Origin of the sequence: Allobosea sp. R86505, from assembly GCF_042466375.1 — a bacterium.
Classification (GTDB): domain Bacteria; phylum Pseudomonadota; class Alphaproteobacteria; order Rhizobiales; family Beijerinckiaceae; genus Allobosea.
This window is the reverse complement of the sequence record NZ_JAXHPY010000001.1, coordinates 228222-248981: the sequence shown is the minus strand read 5'-3', so window position 1 is coordinate 248981 and position 20760 is coordinate 228222. Positions and strand designations below refer to the sequence as shown.

Genomic DNA, 20760 nt, shown 5'->3' with positions numbered 1-20760 from the left:
TGGGCTGACAGGTGTCGGAAGCAGGCAAAGGCGAGCAGGACGAGATCGCCGTCCGGGTTCAGGACGTATCGAAGGTCTATGGGCTTTGGTCATCGCCTGGTGCGCGCCTCAATCATGTCATGCTCGAAATGGCCAAGAGCGTTATCCCCGGGAATTCGGGCCTCGCTCAACGGATCGACCGCAAGGTGGCATCGATCTACCGTGAGTTCTCGGCCCTGCGCCCGCTCTCCCTCGACATCAGGAAGGGCGAGAGCTGGGGATTTCTGGGAGTCAACGGCAGCGGCAAATCGACCCTGCTTAAGATGATATCCGGCAATCTGCGCCCGTCCAGCGGCCGGATCGAGGTGGATGGTCGCGTCGCCATTCTCGACTACTCGTCGGGGTTGCATGGCGATTTCACCGGGCGGGAGAACATCTTCCTCAAGGCTGCCGTGCTGGGCATGACGCGCCGCGACGTCGAGGCGAAGCTGACCTCGATCATCGACTTCGCCGATATCGGGGGGTTCATCGACCAGCCGGTGAAGACCTATTCGAGCGGCATGGTCGCGCGTCTGGGGTTTGCGATCGTCGCGCACACCGAGGCGGATATCATCATCACCGACGAGGCGCTGGCCGTTGGCGATGCCTTTTTCGTCCAGAAATGCATGGACTTCATCCGCGGTTTTCTCAAGCGCGGGACTTTCCTGTTCGTCTCCCACTCCACGAACGACGTCATCTCGCTCTGTCAGAAGGCCGCCTGGCTCGACCACGGCGATCTCAAGATGGTGGGCTCGGCCAAGGACGTCGCCGAGGCTTATCTAGGGAGCCATTCGCTCGCCCGATCGAAAGACTACCTCGAGAGGCAGGCCAAGGCCGTCCAGGAGGCCGCGGATGAGGCGGCGGAGGCGCGAGCTGACCATACGGAGGGCAGCGAGCGGGAGCGGTCGATGGCTCAGCCAGCGCTTGCCGAAGCCACCAATGCGCGGCCGACGCGCCGCATCCGGGATGCGCGCGTCGAGGTGATCAACGGCAGCAAATGGCGCAACGACATCGAAATCCCCGAACTCACCATGGACGCGGGAACCGGCGTCGGCGGAGCCCGGATCGAGGAGGTTGCGCTCGAGGACAGCGAGGGCGACCGGCTCTCCTGGGTGATCGGGGGCGATGCGGTTAGGCTGCGGATCACAGTGAAGGCGCAACGGCGACTGACCTCACCGATTGTCGGATTCCAGGTCCGCGACCGACTGGGCCAGACTCTTTTCGCCGACAACACCTACCTGGCGACACTCGACAACCCGTTGGTGGTGGCGTCGGATTCAAGCGTTGATGCAAGCTTCGAGTTTCAGATGCCGCTGCTGCCCGTCGGCGTTTACGCTGTGAGGGCTGCCGTCGCCGACGGGGCCGAGAGCGACAACGCCATGCTGCATTGCGTGGACACGGCTATGGTGTTCCGTTCCGTCACGTCGGGTGCTCGCCACGGCTTGGTCGGCGTTCCGATGGAACGCGTTTCGCTCGCTCGGGTTGACTGAATTGTTGATTTAGCGGCTTGAATGTCAACCACTTTGGCTTCCAACGAGGGGTCAACTGTTGGCTCGATTGTTCAAGAGAGCGCCACGGGCGACTGATACCAACGGGCGCTGAGGCTGACTCACGTGGGTGTTTTCGGCGGCTCGTTTCGCTGATTCCATGGGCGCGAGGAGGATTCGCGCCATGGCTGCTGCGGTGAAGCTTCGAACGGACTATTCGGCCGTGGACCTGCGCCGGCTCGCGGCGGGGTTGAGGCACGCCAACCAGAGCCGACGGCTTTTGTCGCTGGCGGCGGTTCTGGACGGGATGGACCGGAGCAGGCCGCGCGAGTCGGCGGGATGGACCGCCAGACGTTGCGCGACTGGGTTCACCGGTTCAACGAAGGCGGCCCCGACGGATTGAAGGACATTCGCTCGAGGGGGCATCCGCCCAGGCTTTCGATCGATCAGCTCGCCGCCTTGGCAACGATCGTCGAGACTGGTCCCGACCGGGCCGCCAATGGCGTGGTGCGCTGGCGGCGCATTGGCCTGCAGAAGGTTGTCCGCGAGCGCTTCGGCGTCGACTATCACGAGCGCACGATCGGCAAGGTTTTGAAGCAGATCGCTTCTCCCATATCCATCGCACGGCCGCACGATCCGGCGCAGGACGCGCGCGTGATCGAGGCGTTCAAAAAAACTTCGCAGTGACGCTGGAGGCCCATATCGCCCATTTGCCGAGGCGCTAGATGTTTAGTCCCGGCATCTGGTGGAGCGGGTTTAGCCTGAAGCGATGAGGTTCAGCAGTAAGCGATGTCCCGCTGGCACCTTTGCGGGCGCGGTCTGAGTGCCGATCTTTGAAGCCCCTGAGGGCTTCGACACATGACGATTTCAGAGCTTACGCTTAAATCCAGCGACGACGATCCGGTTCGGCGGTTCGAGGTCTTCACCGGGACCGGGCGCCGACGCGATTGGTCGGACGACGACAAGGCAAGGATCGTGGCGAGAGCTACGAGCCGGGCGCGACGGTGAGCGCGATTGCGCGCCGCCATGCCTTGTCTCCGCAGCAGCTTTTCGGCTGGCGGCGTCTTTTGCGGCGAGCACCAGAGCCGGCATCATCGCCCATGTTCGTACCCGCGGTGGTCGATGCAGTTCGTTGCGAACCCGAGACCATGAGGCCGCCGGCCACGCGTCGTCGTCGCACTGTCGCCAGGCCAAGCGGCGGGATCGAGATCGAGATTGACGGCGTCGTGGTGCGTGTCGGAACCGGTGCGAGCCCCAAGACGATTGCCGCGGTGATCGGCGCGCTGAAGGGCGGCGCGTGATCGGCCCGACCGTAAGCGGTGTTCTCAGGCCACGGCTTTGAGCTGCTGCGGTGCGTAGGCCCAGGGCAGCAGGTCGTCGATCTTGCTTTGCGGGTGGCCGGCGACGATACGGGTGATGACGTCGACGAGGTAGGCTTGCGGATCGACGTCGTTGAGTTTGCAGGTTTCCACGAGCGAGGCGACGACGGCCCAGTGCTCGGCGCCGCCATCGGATCCGGCAAAGAGCGCGTTCTTGCGGTTCAAAGCGATCGGTCGGATGGCGCGCTCGACGACGTTGGAGTCGATTTCGACGCGGCCGTCGTCGAGGAAGCGGCTGAGGCCCGCCCAGCGCGAGAGCGCGTAGCGGATGGCCTCGGCAAGCTTGCTCTTCTGGCTGACGAGGAGAAGCTTGGCGTGCAGCCACGGCTCCAGCGCCGCGACGATGGGGCGGCTCCTGGCTTGGCGGGCGGCACAGCGTTCCTCGGCCGAGCAGCCTCGGATGTCAGCCTCGACCTGATAGAGCGTCGCGATGCGCGCGAGCGCTTCCGTGGCGATTGGGGCGGGGCCACTTTGCGCGAGATCGTAGAACTTGCGCCGGACGTGTGACCAGCAGAAGGCCAGGCTCACGGCATTCCTCTCGGCCAGCGCCTTGTAGCCGGCGTAGCCGTCGACCTGCAGCACGCCGGCGAAGCCTTGAAGATGCCGGATCGGCTGCTCGGCCTTGCGGTCGGACGCATAGAGATAGGCCACGCCAGCCGGGTCGGCGCCGCCCCAGGGCCGTTCGTCACGGGCATAGGCAAAGAGCTGGCCGGTCTTGGTCCGGCCTCGGCCGGGATCGAGCACCGGCGCCGTGGTCTCGTCGGCGAAGAGCTTGGTCGACGCCTTCAGCCGGTCGAACAAGCGCTCATGGACCGGCCGTAGGAGGAAGGCCGCCTTACCGACCCAGTCAGCCAGGGTTGAGCGGTCCAGATTTATACCAACGGCCCTCATTCCTGACCGATATGCGCCCATTCGCGCCTCCCGATGGATGTGATGGTGCTGGGCTGATCGACGAGGCGGTTCCACGCGTCGCAGGCGGCCTCGATGATGTCGTCGTAGGTGTCGAAGACGCGGTTTGAGAGCCAGTTCGCGCGCAGATACTGCCAGATGTTCTCGACCGGGTTCAGTTCGGGCGAGCGCGAGGGCAGGAAAATCAGCGAGATGTTTTTCGGCACGACGAGCCTGGCGGTCGTGTGCCATCCGGCGCGGTCGAGCAGCAGGACGGCATGGGCGCCTTTCGCGACCGTCCTGGCGATCTCGTCGAGATGGGCCTGCATGGCGTGGGTATCGGCGAAGGGCATGGCGAGCGCCGCGCCGACGCCCCGCGCGGGGCAGATCGCTCCGAACAGATAGGCGCTCTCGTAGCGCTGATCGGCGGGCTGGCGCGGCCTCGTTCCGCGCCTGGCCCATTGCCGGACCAGGCTGTTCTTCTGGCCGATACGGGCTTCGTCCTGGAACCAGAGTTCGATCGGCTTGCGCTTCGGCACATGGGCGAGATGGGCCTCCAGCGTCACCGCGAAGTTTTTTTGAACGCCTCGATCACGCGCGCGTCCTGTGCCGGATGGTGCGGCCGCGCGCTGATATGGGAGAAGCCGATCTGCTTCAAAACCTTGCCGATCGTGCGCTCGTGATAGTCGACGCCGAAGCGCTCGCGGACAACCTTCTGCAGATCGATGCGCCGCCAGCGCACCACGCCATTGGCGGCCCGGTCGGGACCGGTCTCGACGATGGTCGCCAAGGCGGCGAGCTGATCGGCCGAAAGCCTGGGCGGCTGTCCCTTGGAGCGAATGTCCTTCAGCCCGTCGGGGCCGCCTTCGTTGAACCGGTGAACCCAGTCGCGCAACGTCTGGCGGTCCATCCCGCCGATCCGCGCGGCCTGCTCCCGATCCATCCCGTCCAGAACCGCCGCCAGCGACAGAAGCCGTCGGCTCTGGTTGGCGTGCCTCGACCCCGCCGCGAGCCGGCGCAGGTCCACGGCCGAATAGTCCGTTCGAAGCTTCACCGCAGCAGCCATGGCGCGAATCCTCCTCGCGCCCATAGAATCAGCGAAACGAGCCGCCGAAAAGACCCCGTGAGTCAGCCTCAGCGGCCCTTGGTATTACGCCCTGCCGGGCGTAAATCTGGGCCTGGCGGTAAAGCGGCAGGTGGTCGGCGTATTTGGCGACCAGAACATGGGCCACCGTTGCCTCCGTCGGGATGCCGCCCTCAACGAGCCTAGCGGGCGCAGGCGCCTGGACCACGACCTCCTCGCAGGTCCGGCAGGCGTATTTCGGCCGACGGGTCACGATCACGCGGAACTGCGCAGGGACGATATCGAGACGCTCGGAGACATCCTCGCCCATCGAATGCAGCTCGCCCCGGCAGCATGGGCAGGTCTTGTCCTGGACGTCGATGATCTGCTCGACCCGCGGCAGGTGTGCGGGCAGCGCTCCACGGTTGGCGCGACGCTTCCTGGCCCGGTCGGCATGCTTTGCGGGATCAGCCGCTTCCTCGCCGGCGAGGCCCTCGGCCTCGATCTGCTCGGCCTCCTCGAGGCCGAGCAGCAGCTGATCGATAGGCAGGCTCTCGGCTCGGCGCCCGAAGCGATGGCGTTGGAGTTCCTTGATGATCTGACGCAGCCGCTCGTTCTCGGCGCGCTCTTCCGCGAGCATCGCCCGAAGCGCGATCGGATCGCTGGTCAGTGGGTTGGCCGCGTTGTTCACGAAGCCGATTCAATCATGGATTACAGTGGCTTGCCAGTCTGGAACGATCAACTTGCCGCGACGGGGACCCGTGTCTCGCGCCGTTCATGCACGCGCCGCCAGTCGAGGCCTTCGAGCAACGCCTGAAGCTGCGCCGCTGTCAGCCGCACGACGCCGTCGGCGATGGTCGGCCACTGGAACTTGCCGTCTTCCAGCCTCTTCGAGAACAGGCAGACGCCCGTTCCATCGAAGTACACCAGCTTGATCCGGTCGGCGCGCCGCGCCCGGAACACATAGACCGCGCCGGAAAACGGATCGGCGCCCATGCTCTCGCGCACCAGCGCGGCCAGGCCCTCCGCGCCCTTGCGGAAGTCGACCGGCTTTGTCGCGATCATGACGCGGACCGCGCCGGTCGGGCCGATCACGAGCCGCCCTTCAGGGCGGATAGTACCGCGGCGATCGTCTTCGGGCTCGCACCGGTTCCGACACGCACCACGACGCCGTCAATCTCGATCTCGATACCGCCGCTCGGCCTGGCGACAGTGCGACGACGACGCGTGGCCGGCGGCCTCATGGTCTCGGGTTCGCAACGAACTGCATCGACCACCGCGGGTACGAACATGGGCGATGATGCCGGCTCTGGTGCTCGCCGCAAAAGACGCCGCCAGCCGAAAAGCTGCTGCGGAGATAAGGCATGGCGGCGGGCAATCGCGCTCACCGTCGCGCCCGGCTCGTAGCTCTCCGCCACGATCCTTGCCTTGTCGTCGTCCGACCAATCGCGTCGGCGCCCGGTCCCGGTGAAGACCTCGAACCGCCGAACCGGATCGTCGTCGCTGGATTTAAGCGTAAGCTCTGAAATCGTCATGTGTCGAAGCCCTCAGGGGCTTCAAAGATCGGCACTCAGACCGCGCCCGCAAAGGTGCCAGCGGGACATCGCTTACGTTCAGCAGCCCAGCGCTTGCAGATGAACTCATAAGGTGTGAGGCCTTTTAGGGTCTTCAGCCGCCGCCCGAAGTTGTAGGCTGCGATGAAGTCGGCGAGATGGCGTTCGAGTTGGGCATGGTCGTCGTAGTGGTAGCGCCTGACTGTCGCCTCTTTGATGGTGCGGTTCATCCTCTCGACTTGCCCATTCGTCCAGGGGTGCGCGGGCTTCGTCAGCCGATGCTCGATGTCGAGGTCGGCGCAGGCGGCCTCAAAGGAATGGCAGCGGAACAGCACGCCCTCGGCCCGCATCGCCTTGATGTCGGCAGGCGTCCAGCCGTCGCCGGTTGGCTCGGTGAAGTGCGTGCCATTGTCCGTCAGCACGATATGGACCTTGTAGGGAACGGCTTCGACCAGGTGGCGCAGGAAGTCGCCGGCGACGCGCCGGGTCGCCTTCTTGTGCAGCTCGACCAAGGCGAACTTAGACGTGCGGTCGATCGCCACCAAAAGATAGAGCCTGCCTTCCGCCGTCTGCACCTCAGCGATGTCGATGTGGAAGAAGCCGATCGGGTAGGCCTTGAACTTCTTCTTCGCGACCTTCTCGCTATCGACGTCGGGGAGCCGGCCAATGCCATGGCGTTGCAGACAGCGGTGCAAGGACGAGCGCGTCAGACGCGGGATCGTCGCCTGTAGAGCGTAGAGGCAATCGTCGAGAGGCAGCAGCGTGTGCCGTCGGAAGGCGACGATCACCGCCTCTTCCTCAATTGTCAGCACCGTCGACTTCGGCTCCTTCGGACCGGTCCGTTGGTCGGCGACCGAGGTTCGCTTGCGCCACTTCGCCACCGTCTTCTGGTTGATCCCGTGGCGCTTCGCCAGCGTCCTCAGGCTCTCTTGACTATGCTGTATCGCTCGACGGACAGCCTCAGTCGTTGTGGCGCTCCCGTGAAGAACCTGGCCCATAGCGCATCCCTCGCTGCCGGCGAAAATAATGCACCATCAAATCCCGGGATCAAACATCTAGACGATCGAACTCTGGTTCCAGGACGAAGCTCGTATCGGCCAGAAGAATGGCTTGGTCCGGCAATGGGCCAGGCTCGGAACGAGGCCGAGGCAGCCCGCCGATCAGCGCTACGAGAGCGCCTATCTGCTCGGGGCGATCTGCCCCGCGCGGGGCGTCGGCGCGGCGCTTGCCATGCCCTTCGCCGATACCCACGCCATGCAGGCCCATCTCGACGCGATCGCCAGGACGGTCGCGAAAGGCGGCCATGCCGCCCTGCTGCTCGACCGCGCCGGATGGCACACGACCGCCAGGCTCGTCGTGCCGAAAAACATCTCGCTGATTTTTCTGCCCTCGCGCTCGCCCGAACTGAACCCGGTCAAGAACATCTGGCAGTATCTGCGCGCCAACTGGCTCTCAAACCGCGTCTTCGACACCTACGACGACATCATCGACGCCGCTTGCGACGCCTGGAACCATCTCGTTGATCAGCCCAGCACCATCACATCCATCGGGAGGCGCGAATGGGCGCATGTCGGTCAGGAATGAGGGCCGTTGGTATGAGGCAGTCGATTGAACCGTACAGCATAGTCTAGCGGGTCATAGGGCGCTGGCGAAGCGCAACGGAATGGACGATGGGACACAAGCGAATTGCCGCAAGCAAAACGCGGTGCCACAGAACGGGCTTGTCCGAAGGATCCGAGGTCAGCGACGTCAAACGTGGCTTACTTTAACGATGATCGTCATTCAATCTAGCTTTAACGGCGGCCAGCAACAAAACATATGATGAAATGAAAAATACTATAAGTTCAGCTATAATACGATGATTGATACTATAAGGAATGAAAAAAAAGGAGGCTCGGAAAATCAAAAGAGCCATTGCTAGTAGAACTATAACAAAATAAAACAACTTAGAACGGCGATAATTAGCGTGCCGTCGAAGAGACTCAGCTGCACTGCAAAATAAAATAGAAAAGTTACTATAGCCGCAGCGACAGAAAGCAATTATTCGTGATTTACCGCTCCGAATCCGCTCGGAAAACATCTTTGTCAAAAAGTAAAATAGCACGAGAATAACGACGAATCCACCAGCCAACCAAGACACATCACGAGCCGGCGCGCCAAATAAAAGGTAATGGTTGAAATCGACAAGCGGTCCCAGCTCATAAATATACACATACTGATAATTGACGACTGATTTATTGTCTCCAGGTACTACGTATAACACGCCCGAAGATGCATCACTCGGGGCAGTTACATGAGAAAACAATGGGGTTTTGGAAAATCCTACTTTTTTTATTGCCGACGAAGTACCCAAGTACAGCCCTGAACTGCTATACCAATTTACTTGTACCGAAGCGACGGAGTTCGTTTCATTAATACTCGAGGCGCAAGCTGCTATTCCATACTGGCGACCGCCAAACACGCCAACCGTCTGAGCAAATACGGTGGCATGATCTCTGCCCGGGCCGACGGTCGCACCTCCGCCACTACTCGTCGCAACATTATATCCTTCGCTCCATCCGTCGTTCAACTCGAACGACGGCGACTTATTGATAGCTCGCGACAGCGTGCCGACTAGGGGAGGGCAATCAGCCACAGTTTGCCCCAGTGCGGCTAGCTCGAAGCGACGCGTCATTTACCAAGAGACGTCGCATATGCATCGACCACCATCCAAAAAAACCGACTCAGTCTAAATTTTACGTCAATCTCTCAAACCTCGCAATAGAATTTGTTGACAAAGTCCGCGGCTGCCATATAGAACGATTATCATGCTTGTCGGGTGCCTTAGATGAATTTACAAATGTTAAGTCAGAAAAAATCGTGGCGTCAGAGCAAATTCGATGTTTTTTTTCTAATAAACATAACCTATATAGCAATCTTTTATTTCAGTTTTAATTATAATGATGCGTGCCTATATTGGGGAATGGACGGCAACATATGGACCGTCCAAAAATCAATACAGTTACAGAATAGAGAGTTATTCAAACAGGCTGGTGCTTCTCCATTTGACGGCAGTTTTGATACTTATTTTCCGATCTATGTTGAGTATTTAGTGTCAGACTGGGCTCGGCGGATTTTGAGCTTGGATAACGCGTCGAACTCGATTTACTATACAATTCATTCGGCCTTTCTAATGCTATCGACCCAGTTCTTGGGTCGTTCATTACGGTTCGATTGGGCAACATGTTATCTCGCTTCATTCGTGTTGCCGACAGCAATGTTGCCAGTCGTTTATGGTGAAGCGTCGTATTTTTATGCATTGTTCAGTATTGTTCCTGATCATTCGCAGTTAATTGGTTTCGCGATGATCACAGTAGGGTGCATATGGTCATTAGGGCACAGTAGCGGTCTTTATCGAGTTTTTTTATTATTTGTTCCGACGGTCTGTGTTTTAATAAGTATTCTTTCTGCCCCAACTTTTGTGGTCCTACCAGCGCTTGCAATAATCGTTTATTGTTCAGCGGCAATGTTTGATTTCCGAAAAAATTCGGGGTTTAAGTATCGATGGATGTCCGTTTTATTGATAGTTGCCGCTCTGGCATTTTCTGGATCTGCGATCTATATTTACACAATATACAAATATAATGCCTATTCATACTTTTCTTCTGAAATGAAGCAGCCGCGAGAAGAGCTAATTTATGCATCGACATATTGGTATCAATCTGCCGGAAAGTTCGCAATTGTACTGAGCATTGCGGGGTCTACCCTTGCCATTTATAGGCGAAACTACTATATCCCATTTGCATTATCTGTGACACATTCGGTTTTTCTGCCGCTGTTTGTGATGTTAAGCTCTGTCATGGTTGTTTATTACTCCGAAAATATGTCTGTGTCACCAGTATATTTCGAGTCCGGTATTTGGCCATTTATTGTTCTATTCGCGTCTTTCTTCATTACTCAATCGGTGAGATATTTATTTAGGCAGTTTACTATTAAACATTTACAAGATAGTGCAAATTTCACAATTATGTTTAAATTTAGATTGTATAGCATTAGTACGGTGATTCCTTTATTTGTTACGTTGAATAATATTGGGGGTTATTTAATTTCTAATAGTACAAATTGTCGAGGGTTTTCGCCTATCAATTCAACTGACATAACAGATTACATAGCTCAAAGTATTTCGATTTTTCCGGGTCAGCGTTTCCGTGGCTTCGCTACGACTATCACCGGCGTTGAATCATCGGAATCCGTGTCATGGATGTCACTTCATCAATTTGACTATAATACATGGAGCAATACAGGTAATGATCATCGCATGCTTGGACTTTGGAAGTTCCGCATACCGACACTAATGCAGTATAGTTCTACAATATCGCCTCAGTATTATGGTGTATTGACGCATTTCTTAGCGCGTAAAAATGATGTGCAGGTAAGGGGCGTGCTAACACTGACGCATCCGAATCTGAAGATGATGCAGTTGTGGGGCGTAAAGCACGTTATTACGGACAATGAAGAGTTTTCAGAAAAATCTTCGGTACGAATCCGAGTGAAAGACAATACGAATTTGTACGTAATTGACCTACCCGATCCAAATTTGGGGAACTACTCACCCGTTGTAAAGCTACCAGCGAATGATTTCCGGTCCGGGCTGAGAATTATGGAAAGCAAAAATTTTGATCCGCGACGGGATGTTGTCATGTTTGATAACAACGAGATTGACAGTCGGCGATTGGAGCTACGGTCTGGAAACCTGGAGTATTTAAATTATACATCTCGAGGGTTTTCGGTAAAGGCAAAATCTGAAGGTGATTCAATCATTATCCTGCCGGTACAGTACAGCCATTGCTGGAAAATTGCGAATATATCTGACGCTAGAATAGTAAGAGCGAATCTTTTACAACTTGGTATTTTGTTTTCGCATGAATTAGAAGCATCGATCGAATTTAAATACGGCCCGCTCTGGGCCAGCGCCTGCCGGTTGCGTGATATCGACGATATGAATAGGTTTGACGTTCGTTCAGTGCGAGGAGATTGAGACAGTGGTTGTTCGCGCGGTGGTGTCTTTTGAGAAGCGATCCGATTTGTCCGTCGTCAAATGCCCTAGCAGGCTGTTAAAGAAGTTGCTCGCGGATCCGGCCTTGACGTGATTCACTTCTCTGCGCTGGGGAGAGGCGGGATGCGGGGATCGGACGAGAGGACGGGGGCGCTTTTCAGCTACGTGGACCTGGAGGCCGGGTGCCCGTGGGTCACCCGCTGCGGGCGATCCGGTCGCTGGTGAGCGAGGCTCTCTCAGTGATGGGGACCGACCTTTCGGCGCTCTAATCGGGCCTCGGCCGGCCGTCGATCGCCCCGGAGAAGCTGCTGCGTGCGATGGTGGTGCAGGCCTTCTACTCGATCCGCTCTGAGCGCCAGCTGATGGAGCGGCTGGAGTTCGATCTCCTGTTTCGCTGGTTCGTCGGGCTCGGCATCGACGACGCGGTCTGGGATCGCTCGACGTTCTCGAAGAACCGCGACCGGCTTCTCGCCGGCGACGTCGCCGCGCAGTTCCTGTCGGCCGTGCTGGCCGGGCGCCGTGTGAAGCGGCTCCTGTCGAGCGAGCACTTCAGCGTCGACGGCACGCTGATCCAGGCTTGGGCGTCGATGAAGAGCTTCAGGCCGGTCGAAGAGCCTGGACGAGGCCCCGGCCCGAACGAGCCGCCACCGCCGGCGTCGGGCGGGCGCAACGCCGAGGCCGACTTCCGCGGCGAGAAGCGTTCGAACGCGACCCACGCCTCGACCACCGATCCGGACGCCAAGCTCTATCGCAAGGGTCCCGGCATGGAGGCGCGGCTCGCCTTCCTCGGCCATGCCCTGATGGACAACCGCTCCGGCCTCATCGTCGATGCCTGCCTGACGACGGTGTCTGGCCATGCCGAGCGGGTGGCGGCACTGGTGATGATCGAACCGCATGCCGACCGGCCGCGGCCCATCACGCTCGGGGCCGACCGCGGCTATGACGCGTCAGACTTCGTGAACGAGCTGCGTTCGATGAACGTGCGCCCGCATGTGGCGCAAAACCTGACCCGTTGCCGCGGCCGCTCGGCCATCGACGGTCGCACCACCCGCCATCCCGGCTATGCCGCGAGCCAGCGCATCCGCAAGCGCATCGAGGAGGGCGTCAGTTGGATGAAGGGGGTGGCCGGGCTCGACAGGCCCAAGCTGCGCGGCGTCGACCGGGTCGGATGGGCCTTCACCTTAACCGCCGCAGCCTACAACCTCGTCCGCCTGCCGAAGCTGTTGGCGGCGCCGGCATGAGCGAGATCACCGATGCGGCCCCCGCGACGATCATCGTCGAAGCCGCGCGACGCCCCGTGCCCAGGCCGACGACCCTGATCGCGCTCACCAGGCGCCCTCGATCATCCCAACGCTGCCGGTAAGTGACACCACTCCGCCAGCCAGCGCCTTCTTCAACAGCCTGCTAGCGCCACCGAGGGGCGATGTCACATAGCGGATTCATGGGCCCGCACCAGACGGGCTCTTTACAAGGCTTGCCTGATTGTGATGATGGAGCGATATCAAACCGCAGACCCTAACGTGATCCCTTTCAATGGCGATGGCGATGGCGATGGCGTTCGAGTTTGATGTGATGTTTTGTAGCGCCGCAGCGGATAATTGAAATAATCTGAGCGAAGTAAAATTTTTAGACAGTGACGAGCTCCTCGATGCGCATTGCGATATTGCAGTCATCATACATTCCATGGAAGGGTTATTTTGATATTATTGGATCTGTTGATGTTTTCGTTGTATATGACGATGTTCAATATAGCAAAAATCACTGGCACAATCGTAATCTTATCAAGACACAGCACGGCATCAAATGGCTGACCGTCCCTGTGTCGAAGGCGGAAGGGGCGTTTCAGAAGATCGAGGATGTTTCGCTGCCGACACCGTTTGCACAGAATCATTGGCGCGCTATCCAGCAAGCCTATTCGCGCACCGCATTTTTCGGACTTTACGGGCCACCTATAGCGGCGCTTTACGATCAAGCTGCGGGGGTCGCCAATCTCAGCCAGCTGAACGTTCTGTTCTTAAAAGCCATTACATCACTACTCGGATTCAAGACACGATTTATACAATCTCGTGATCTGGGGATTATCGGAGGACGCACGGCAAGGCTGGCTGGCATCTGCAGAGCGCTCGGCGCCACCCATTATATTAGCGGCCCGTCCGCTAGGGCATATCTTGACGAGGTTTTGCTAGACCGAAATGGTATCGCCGTCGAATGGATGGATTACTCGGGATATCCGCCCTATACACAACTGCACGGAGAATTCTCCCATCAAGTGTCCATTCTTGATCTCATTTTTAACACCGGCCCGGATGCGCTAAGTTACATGAAAGCCGGCCGAGCAAATCATGAATAAGTCGTTCTTAGATCGATGGTGTGCCTCGATACCCGGTCTCATCAAAGTCGCCGAAGGACATTGGCGTTCGAAGACGTTGGGCGATCCAGTCTCCTATCCGGAGGACGATCTAGCATTGCTCGCGGAGATCGAGCCCAATTCCTATTGGTTCAACCACCGAAACCGCGCCATCGAAGCAGTAATGAGGCGTTTTCCGCCGAACGGAACGGCCTTCGACATCGGTGGTGGCAACGGCTACGTTAGTCAGCATCTGTGCCGGGTGGGCTTCGACTGCATCGTGGTCGAACCGGACCCGAATGGTTCGGCAACAGCTCGCATGCGTAAGGTTGCTACTGTCGAGGCCGCCTTTCAGGAGTTGGCTATCCCTTCCGCCAGCCTCCCTGCAATCGCTTTGTTTGACGTCCTGGAACATATCGCAGATGAGGGCACAGCTCTTGCTGGCCTATACGCCTCCCTGGCGCCCAGCGGACGCGCCTACGTCGCGGTCCCGGCGTATCGGTGGCTTTGGTCGGCGGAGGACCGGCATGCGGGTCACTTTAGGCGCTACACGCGACGTTCGCTAGCCAGGGCACTGCGACGAGCGGGCTTTGAGGTCGAGTTCTCCACCTATCTGTTCGGGGTCCTCGTCCCCGCGGTGCTTTTACTGAGAGCGCTGCCGAGTTGGCTTGGGTCGAGGCAGGGAGGCGGTGCCCAAAGCGCTGCCGATCACGCTTTGCCGGATTCAGCTATCGGACGATTCGTTGGGCGCCGCCTCCAGAGTGAGCTGGCTCGTTTGCAAGCCGGAGCAACGGTGCTAATGGGCACGAGCGTGCTGGCGGTGGCAAGGCGGCGGGATGCCACCTGAGGCTAACCATCTGGAGAGGGCTGTCTTGAAACTGTCGGTCGTCGCGACGCTTTACAAATCAGCGCCTTACATTGAAGAATTCTGCACGCGCGTTTCCGCCTCGGCCCAGACGCTGGTGGGGAATGAGTTTGAGATCATCCTCGTCAATGACGGCTCGCCGGACAACAGCCTGGATATTGCGCTGGCACGAGCGGCACACGATCCGCACATCAAAATCGTCGACCTGTCCCGCAATTTCGGTCATCACAAGGCCATCGTCACTGGGCTAAGCCAGACGCGAGGGGAATTCGTTTATCTGATCGACATCGACTTGGAAGAGCAGCCGGAATGGCTCATTCCGTTTCATGCCAAGCTGCTCGATGAGGGCTGCGACATGGTTTACGGGGTTCAGCGTCAGCGGAAAGGCGGATGGTTTGAGCGGATTTCCGGGGCGATGTTCTATAAGCTGTTCGCCTTTTTCACCGGCGTGTGGCTGCCGCCGAACTGGGTTACTGCCGCTGTCATGACGCGGCGCTTCGTGGATGCGCTTGTTTTGCATGACGAGCGCGAGATGTTCCTGGGCGGCCTGTATCACCTCAACGGTTTCGATCAGCGTGGTCATCTGATCGATAAGGCAAGCACAAGCTCGACAACTTACACCCTTCGCAAGCGGCTCTCGCTGTTGGTCGGGGCGGTTACGGCGTTCAGCACGCTTCCTCTCATGTGGATTTTCTACACCGGCGTGCTGATATCTCTCGGATCGTTCTTGTTTGGAATATACATCGTATTAAGGCAATTAATTTTCAATATCGCCGTTGCAGGATGGGTTTCTGTTATCGTTTCAGTGTGGTTCTTGGGTGGGTTATCGATTCTATTCATAGGCGTCATTGGAATTTACTTGGCAAAAACGTATTCCGAATCAAAGCGAAGACCATATACGACGATTAGAAATGTGTATCCCGCAGGCCAATTCAGCAAGTCTGCTGCCGCAGGGAGCTGATAGATCAGGATGGTAGAGACATTGGCTAAAACTCACGAATCCGCATCCACCTCGTATTCGAACGAAGCCAGCCTGGATGCGCGCATGGCGATCTTCGAGGCGATGCAGGCGTACAGCGCGACGCCCGAGGAGAAGGAGCGATCGCTCGGCCTGTTCCTGCGGGGCTCGTTGCTAGCCAGGTTTCTCGCCGTGGCAGAAATCTACAGGCAGATCGTCGATCTGCCTGGAATGGTGTTCGATGTCGGCACTTGGCGAGGCCAAACAGCCGTGCTGTGCGAGAATTTGCGGGCGATCTACGAGCCGCTGCATCTCAATCGGCGTATTGCCTGCTTCGACACCTTTTCAGGATATGCAGGCTTCTCAGAAAGGGACAAAGCGACGGCTCTGCATTCGGACGGGACCTATGCGCTTGAGGGAACGGACTATGCCGAGTTCCTGCGCGGCTTGCTGGTGATGCACGAGAAGAGCAATGTCCTTGGCCATAATAATGGCAAGCACCGCGTGATAGCCGGCGATTGTCGCGAAACGATCCCGCAATTCTTTACCGAGAACCCTGGCGAGTTTGTCGCGCTCGCATTTTTCGATGTCAATTCATACAAGCCGACGCTCGAGGCGTTCGATCTCATTTATGACCGGCTCGTTCCGGGTGGCATCATCGCGTTTTGGCAACTCACCCGCGACGTCATCCCGGCAGAGGGGCGCGTCTACGCTGAACACATCCTTGGCAAGGTCTCGCATCGCATCCGCCGCGCGGAGACCTATCCAGGCCTTTGCTATATCATCAAATCCGGCTCCGTGCAGACATGAAGACCGTCATCATCGGCAATGGCATTGTCGCTCTCACCATCGCGTTCCGCTTGACCCAGCGAGCCAATGCGGCCGACGAGATTGTGATCATTGGCAGTCACCAGCGCCCGTCATCGGCCACGCTGGCAGCGGCGGCCATGCTCAATTCTTACGCGGAGATCGAGGCAGGGTCGCTCGACAGTGAACTCGATCGGTACCGCTTCGAACTCAGCCGGAACGCAACGGCTGCCTGGCGGTCATTCGAGGAAGAGCTTTCAGCGAGCGTCGGCGGCGACAGCCGCCGATTTGGCGCGCAATCGGCCGCCGGGCGCGTATCGCGGGGCACCTTCATCGTCAACAACACTGCGACCGACGATCTCGAAGACGAGAGCTTCGACGCGATCGTTGCAGCTCTCGATCACTATCAGGAACCCTATCAATGGGTCTCGCCCAGGGATATTCCCCAGTACAATCCCAGGCAGCGCACGCGGGCGTTGCGGGCTATCCTGATTGAGAACGAAGGCTGGCTCAATCCTCGCCTGACGCTGGAGAAGCTCGATTTCGTTTTGCAGCAGGATGTGCGCGTCACGGTGTTGGACGCGGAAGCCCGGCGTCTTCTGGCTACTGACGGGCGCGTGAGCGGCGCCGAGCTCGATGACGGCACGATCGTCGATGGCGACCGTTTTCTGCTGGCGGCTGGTGCCACAGTCTCGGACATTCTCCGCGCCAGCGATCTCGGGCTGAATGTTCAGCGCGTTTTCTCGGGCGTCGGCACTTCCATCGAGATCAAGAGCCCGGAATTTGCGTTGAGCGCCTGCATCCGGACTCCGAACCGTGGGCTTGCCTGCGGTGTCTACTCCGCCCCCTACCCCGGCGCGCCCGGAGAGGATCAGGATCACGTCCTGATAGGTGCTTCGAACTTCATTTCTCCGGACCGCGTCACACGGCCTCGCCTCTCAGCGGTCGATAACCTTCTGCGGAACGTGATCGATCAAATCAATTCCAACTATTATCGCGCAGAACTCGTCCGCGTGAATGTCGGACTGCGACCATCGAGCCAAGATACCTATCCTATGCTCGGACAAACTGAAATCCCGAATTTCTTCATCGCCACGGGCACGAAGCGAGACGGCTTTCACCTGTCCCCCCTTATTTCCACGATCCTGGCGGACATCATGGATGGCAAAGCGGTCGATCCCCGTTTCTCCGCCCTCCGCCCGGACCGCCCTTTGATCCGTGCGCTCTCACGTCAGCAGGCCATCGACAAGGCGGTACGACACACGATCAACGCTGCCTATCAGCATGGTTTCGCGCCGCCAGACGGCCGTCTGGACGACCAGATCGCCAAGCTTCACCGAGATAATTTCGAACGGTTGCATGACCAGGTTGGCGCGCATGACTGGGGCATTCCGCCGGAAATGCTCGACATGTACCGCTATGGTCATGCGGTTGCGTGAGTGCGGGACGCACCAAGAGCATCTCGCTGCCGTGGGGGGGCGCGTCGCGCAGGCGGGCGCACTTGTGCCGCAGCGAAATGGCAACTCCATGTTCCCTCAGCCGCGACACGACTAGAGCGTTTTCCGATCAGATTGCATCATGCCCTGCGGCGGTGAAGTAGTTCAGGCATTCTGCGTGATCGAAGAGATCGATGATGCGGCCGATGGCGCTCCAGAGACCGCCGACGGTTCGCTCGGCTGCCTTGCGCAGGAGGGCCTTGAGCTTTGAGAAGGCCATCTCGATCGGGTTGAAGTCAGGGCTGTAGGGCGGCAGATAACGCAGTTCGGCGCCTGCTGCCTCGATCATTTCGCGCACTCTGGGTCCCTTGTGGCTGGAGAGGTTGTCCGTCACGACGACGTCGCCCGGGCGCAGTTCTGGGACGAGCACCTTGGCGACATAGGTCTCGAAGGCATCGCGGTTGATCGGCCCGTCCAGAACCCAGGGCGCGATGAAGCCGCGCAGGGTGAACGCCCCGACGAAGGTCGTCGTTTTCCAATGACCGTGCGGGACGGCCATCCTGAGCCGCTCGCCGCGCGGACATCGGCCATGACGGCGCGCCATATTGGTCGATGCCCAGGTCTCGTCGATGAAGACGAGGCGCTCGGGATCCAGGTCAGAGCTGGCTCGGGAAATCTGGACACCGGGCATAGGTGGATTTTCGGCCTGAACGCGGCATGATTGCCGTGAACAGGAGCGGATATGACGAGACGCGTTCGCCGGAACCACAGCCCGGCTTTCAAGGCGAAGGTCGCTTTGGCGGCGATCAAGGGCGAGAAGACGCTGGCCGACCTGGCGCAGCAGTTCGATGTCCACCCCAACCAGATCACGCAATGGCGCAGCCAGCTTCTTGAGGGGGCTGCCGGCGTGTTCGGGTCCGAGGCGAAGTCCGAGGCCGGTGCGCCTGCGATCGACGTGAAGACCTTGCATGCCAAGATCGGGGAGCTGGCGCTGGAGAACGATTTTTTGTCCGGCGCGCTCGGCAAGGCCGGCCTTCTGAGCGCAAAGCGATGATCGACCGCGCGCACGACCTGCCACTGAACCGGCAGGCAAAGGTGCTCGGGATCAGCCGGGGCAGCGTCTATTATCTACCCCGCGCGGTTCCTGCCGCCGACCTGGCGTTGATGCGCGCGATCGACGCGCTGCATCTGGAATATCCCTTCGCGGGCAGCCGCATGTTGCAGGGGCTGCTTGGGGCCGATGGCCATAGGGCTGGACGTCTTCACGTCGCCACGCTGATGAAGCGCATGGGGATCGAGGCGCTTTACCGCCGCCCGAATACCTCGAAGCCGGCGCCGGGGCACAAGATCTTCCCCTACCTGCTGCGCAAGCTGCCGGTGACGCGGCCCAATCAGGTCTGGGCGATGGACATCACCTACATCCCGATGGCGCGGGGCTTCGTCTATCTCACGGCCGTCGTCGACTGGTTCAGCCGCAAGGTTCTGGCCTGGCGGCTCTCGATCACCATGGACGTCGCCTTCTGCATCGAGGCCGTCGAGGAGGCGATGGCGCGCTTCGGCAAGCCGGAGATCTTCAATACCGACCAGGGCTCGCAGTTCACCAGCCGCGAGTTCACCGCCCTGCTGATCGGCGCGGGCATCAGGATCAGCATGGACGGCAAGGGCGCCTGGCGCGACAACGTCTTTGTCGAGCGCATCTGGAAATCGGTCAAATACGAGGAGGTCTATCTGCGCGCCTACGCCAGCGTGTCCGACGCGCGCGCCTCGATCGGCCGTTATCTCGCTTTCTACAACGGCCGGAGACCTCACCAGAGCCTGGGACGGCAGACGCCCGATCAGGCCTACTTCAACGCGCTGCAGCCAATCCCGGTTGCGGCATAGCCAGGGCCGAAATCCACTTAGCGACAGCCCGCAAACTGTTCAGACAAACCGAGCCAGCTCTGTCGGGCTGGCTTTCGAACCACTCCTGCCGGCGCTTCAGAATATCGGCGCGGTCCTGTTCGCTCGCATGCGCCGACTTTTTTTGAGCGTGATCTTGTGTCGGTTGAGGAACCGCCAGAGCCCGGCGATGCTGGCGTTCACCCCCTTCGCTTCAAGCGCGGTCCTGAGCTCGCCAAGCGTGATCTCACGGTTGGCCGCAACACAATCCAGGATCGTCGCGCCATGTCGTTCGAGCCCATGCGAGCGCCGGTCGCCGCCGAGAGGGCCGGGCCGCGCATCGCCTTGCTCACGCTCCAGCTTACGCCAGCGGCTCACGCTCGCCGCACTCACACCGAACCGCTCGCCGGCCTGGCGGTGCGTCAAACCCCGTGCGACCGCAGCCAGCACCCGAACCCGAAGATCAACAGACAGAGCTTTCGACATCCCCGCCGGCCTCCGACCCGGCAGGCAGTCTGAATCAGCTCCAGGCTGATTTGGGAATCCCAAATGATTCAATCAGATCGAAACCCGCTCTAGCCCTGCGTCGAACTCGCGACTAACAGCACCCCGAGGACGATCATGACGTTGCCGCCCAGTGCCTGCCATGAGAACGTCTCGCGCAGCAGAACCAGCGAACCCAGAAATATGAGGGGATATGACAGGGCGGCGAATGGATAGGCGACAGACAGAGGCAGCCGCGAGATCGCTGCATACCAGAGCAGACTTGCGACCAGCAGCCCGCCAATACCGATCCAGATTGCCCAATCGGCTGCAAGCTGCAGTCCGTAGGCAAGTAGTTCTCGGGGCGATAGCGGTATCGCCCCGAGCAGGCCAAGTCTCGATTTGATCAGAATCTGCGCGGCGGTAAGAGACAGAACCGCCACAGCGATTAGGGCCATTCCGACGAATTTGGTATCCAATTCTGCCTCCCGTCGGTCCCCACGCCAGCCCTTGGCATGTCAAATTCCCTATGGCAATACAGTCGCCTGAATATGGAACGCGCA

General features: G+C 59.2%; 15 protein-coding genes and 8 pseudogenes. 12 read left to right on the top strand and 11 right to left on the bottom strand.

Annotated features, from left to right (window positions below):
* The first annotated feature begins 11 nt into the window (after nt 1–11).
* The 3 genes and pseudogenes from SJY11_RS01155 to SJY11_RS01145 all read left to right on the top strand — a co-directional run bounded on the left by SJY11_RS01155 (nt 12) and on the right by SJY11_RS01145 (nt 2806).
* Entirely contained in the window at nt 12–1508 is a 1497-nt protein-coding gene (locus SJY11_RS01155) for an ABC transporter ATP-binding protein (protein ID WP_376984639.1), read from the top strand.
* Nucleotides 1509–1689: 181 nt separating this feature from the next.
* A pseudogene (locus SJY11_RS01150) lies at nt 1690–2224 on the top strand (helix-turn-helix domain-containing protein); the annotation flags it as partial.
* Nucleotides 2225–2653: 429 nt separating this feature from the next.
* Nucleotides 2654–2806, top strand: a complete 153-nt coding sequence (locus tag SJY11_RS01145) for a hypothetical protein (RefSeq protein WP_376989414.1) — start codon at nt 2654–2656, stop codon at nt 2804–2806.
* A gap of 24 nt (nt 2807–2830) precedes the next feature.
* On the opposite strand, the pseudogene tnpC reads toward SJY11_RS01145, so the two are convergent.
* From tnpC to SJY11_RS01105, 7 genes and pseudogenes are all read right to left on the bottom strand, one after another.
* Nucleotides 2831–3763, bottom strand: a pseudogene (tnpC, locus tag SJY11_RS01140) (IS66 family transposase); the annotation flags it as partial.
* Nucleotides 3764–3771: 8 nt separating this feature from the next.
* Nucleotides 3772–4509 carry an IS630 family transposase gene (locus SJY11_RS01135; RefSeq protein WP_376989225.1) on the bottom strand — a complete coding sequence of 246 codons (738 nt, stop codon included), beginning with the start codon at nt 4507–4509 and terminating at the stop codon, nt 3772–3774.
* Nucleotides 4401–4715, bottom strand: a pseudogene (locus SJY11_RS01130) (helix-turn-helix domain-containing protein); the annotation flags it as partial. The gene SJY11_RS01135 and the pseudogene SJY11_RS01130, both read right to left, overlap by 109 nt.
* A gap of 184 nt (nt 4716–4899) precedes the next feature.
* Nucleotides 4900–5475 (bottom strand): annotated as a pseudogene (locus SJY11_RS01125) (transposase domain-containing protein); the annotation flags it as partial.
* Nucleotides 5476–5573: 98 nt separating this feature from the next.
* Nucleotides 5574–5930 carry an IS66 family insertion sequence element accessory protein TnpB gene (tnpB, locus tag SJY11_RS01120; RefSeq protein WP_376984638.1) on the bottom strand — a complete coding sequence of 119 codons (357 nt, stop codon included), beginning with the start codon at nt 5928–5930 and terminating at the stop codon, nt 5574–5576.
* Nucleotides 5927–6370 carry an IS66-like element accessory protein TnpA gene (gene tnpA / locus SJY11_RS24620; protein WP_465247431.1) on the bottom strand — a complete coding sequence of 148 codons (444 nt, stop codon included), beginning with the start codon at nt 6368–6370 and terminating at the stop codon, nt 5927–5929. The genes tnpB and tnpA overlap by 4 nt, the downstream gene beginning before the upstream one ends.
* Nucleotides 6371–6405: 35 nt before the next feature.
* Nucleotides 6406–7386, bottom strand: coding sequence for an IS481 family transposase (locus tag SJY11_RS01105; RefSeq protein WP_376984637.1), 981 nt, complete (start codon nt 7384–7386; stop codon nt 6406–6408).
* Between the two features lie 64 nt (nt 7387–7450).
* Here SJY11_RS01105 and SJY11_RS01100 point away from each other — a divergent pair.
* Nucleotides 7451–7972: pseudogene (locus tag SJY11_RS01100) on the top strand (IS630 family transposase); the annotation flags it as partial.
* A 181-nt stretch (nt 7973–8153) separates the two neighbouring features.
* Here the strand turns inward: SJY11_RS01100 and SJY11_RS01095 are convergent.
* The gene (locus SJY11_RS01095; protein WP_376984636.1) at nt 8154–9062 is read right to left on the bottom strand and encodes a hypothetical protein; all 909 of its coding nucleotides are present in this window, start codon (nt 9060–9062) and stop codon (nt 8154–8156) included.
* Between the two features lie 153 nt (nt 9063–9215).
* Between SJY11_RS01095 and SJY11_RS01090 the strand changes: the two genes are divergently transcribed.
* From SJY11_RS01090 to SJY11_RS01060, 7 genes and pseudogenes are all read left to right on the top strand, one after another.
* Nucleotides 9216–11405: a hypothetical protein gene (locus SJY11_RS01090; protein ID WP_376984635.1), complete on the top strand. Its 2190-nt coding sequence runs from the start codon at nt 9216–9218 to the stop codon at nt 11403–11405.
* 141 nt (nt 11406–11546) lie between these two features.
* A pseudogene (locus SJY11_RS01085) lies at nt 11547–12664 on the top strand (IS5 family transposase).
* Nucleotides 12665–13071: 407 nt separating this feature from the next.
* Nucleotides 13072–13773 (top strand): WbqC family protein, encoded by a 702-nt coding sequence (locus SJY11_RS01080; RefSeq protein WP_376984634.1) that lies wholly within the window; start codon nt 13072–13074, stop codon nt 13771–13773.
* Entirely contained in the window at nt 13766–14617 is an 852-nt protein-coding gene (locus SJY11_RS01075) for a class I SAM-dependent methyltransferase (RefSeq protein ID WP_376984633.1), read from the top strand. Before SJY11_RS01080 ends, SJY11_RS01075 begins: the two co-directional genes overlap by 8 nt.
* A gap of 25 nt (nt 14618–14642) precedes the next feature.
* Entirely contained in the window at nt 14643–15596 is a 954-nt protein-coding gene (locus SJY11_RS01070) for a glycosyltransferase family 2 protein (RefSeq protein WP_376984632.1), read from the top strand.
* An 84-nt stretch (nt 15597–15680) separates the two neighbouring features.
* On the top strand, nt 15681–16403 hold the full coding sequence (locus tag SJY11_RS01065; RefSeq protein ID WP_376984631.1) for a TylF/MycF/NovP-related O-methyltransferase: 723 nt from the start codon (nt 15681–15683) through the stop codon (nt 16401–16403).
* Complete coding sequence (locus SJY11_RS01060; protein WP_376984630.1) at nt 16400–17839, top strand: NAD(P)/FAD-dependent oxidoreductase; 1440 nt, start codon at nt 16400–16402, stop codon at nt 17837–17839. Before SJY11_RS01065 ends, SJY11_RS01060 begins: the two co-directional genes overlap by 4 nt.
* Nucleotides 17840–17966: 127 nt before the next feature.
* On the opposite strand, the pseudogene SJY11_RS01055 reads toward SJY11_RS01060, so the two are convergent.
* Nucleotides 17967–18494, bottom strand: a pseudogene (locus SJY11_RS01055) (IS630 family transposase); the annotation flags it as partial.
* Nucleotides 18495–18578: 84 nt separating this feature from the next.
* On the opposite strand from SJY11_RS01055, the gene SJY11_RS01050 reads away from it, so the two are divergent.
* Nucleotides 18579–19717 (top strand): IS3 family transposase gene (locus tag SJY11_RS01050; RefSeq protein ID WP_376984629.1). Its coding sequence is split into 2 segments (ribosomal slippage): nt 18579–18837 and nt 18837–19717, totalling 1140 coding nucleotides; the frame shifts between segments, so codons are not numbered across the junction.
* Between the two features lie 61 nt (nt 19718–19778).
* Here SJY11_RS01050 and SJY11_RS01045 read toward each other — a convergent pair.
* Nucleotides 19779–20200: pseudogene (locus SJY11_RS01045) on the bottom strand (helix-turn-helix domain-containing protein); the annotation flags it as partial.
* 89 nt (nt 20201–20289) lie between these two features.
* Nucleotides 20290–20676, bottom strand: coding sequence for a DMT family transporter (locus tag SJY11_RS01040; RefSeq protein ID WP_376984628.1), 387 nt, complete (start codon nt 20674–20676; stop codon nt 20290–20292).
* Between the last annotated feature and the right edge of the window lie 84 nt (nt 20677–20760).

Excerpts from the sequence above, each read along its gene's own strand:
- SJY11_RS01145 (WP_376989414.1), top strand. The coding sequence starts at position 2,654 with ATGAGGCCGCCGGCCACGCGTCGTCGTCGCACTGTCGCCAGGCCAAGC.
- tnpA (WP_465247431.1), bottom strand. The coding sequence starts at position 6,370 with ATGACGATTTCAGAGCTTACGCTTAAATCCAGCGACGACGATCCGGTT.
- SJY11_RS01105 (WP_376984637.1), bottom strand. The coding sequence starts at position 7,386 with ATGGGCCAGGTTCTTCACGGGAGCGCCACAACGACTGAGGCTGTCCGT.
- SJY11_RS01095 (WP_376984636.1), bottom strand. The coding sequence starts at position 9,062 with ATGACGCGTCGCTTCGAGCTAGCCGCACTGGGGCAAACTGTGGCTGAT.
- SJY11_RS01090 (WP_376984635.1), top strand. The coding sequence starts at position 9,216 with ATGAATTTACAAATGTTAAGTCAGAAAAAATCGTGGCGTCAGAGCAAA.
- SJY11_RS01080 (WP_376984634.1), top strand. The coding sequence starts at position 13,072 with ATGCGCATTGCGATATTGCAGTCATCATACATTCCATGGAAGGGTTAT.
- SJY11_RS01075 (WP_376984633.1), top strand. The coding sequence starts at position 13,766 with ATGAATAAGTCGTTCTTAGATCGATGGTGTGCCTCGATACCCGGTCTC.
- SJY11_RS01065 (WP_376984631.1), top strand. The coding sequence starts at position 15,681 with ATGGCGATCTTCGAGGCGATGCAGGCGTACAGCGCGACGCCCGAGGAG.
- SJY11_RS01060 (WP_376984630.1), top strand. The coding sequence starts at position 16,400 with ATGAAGACCGTCATCATCGGCAATGGCATTGTCGCTCTCACCATCGCG.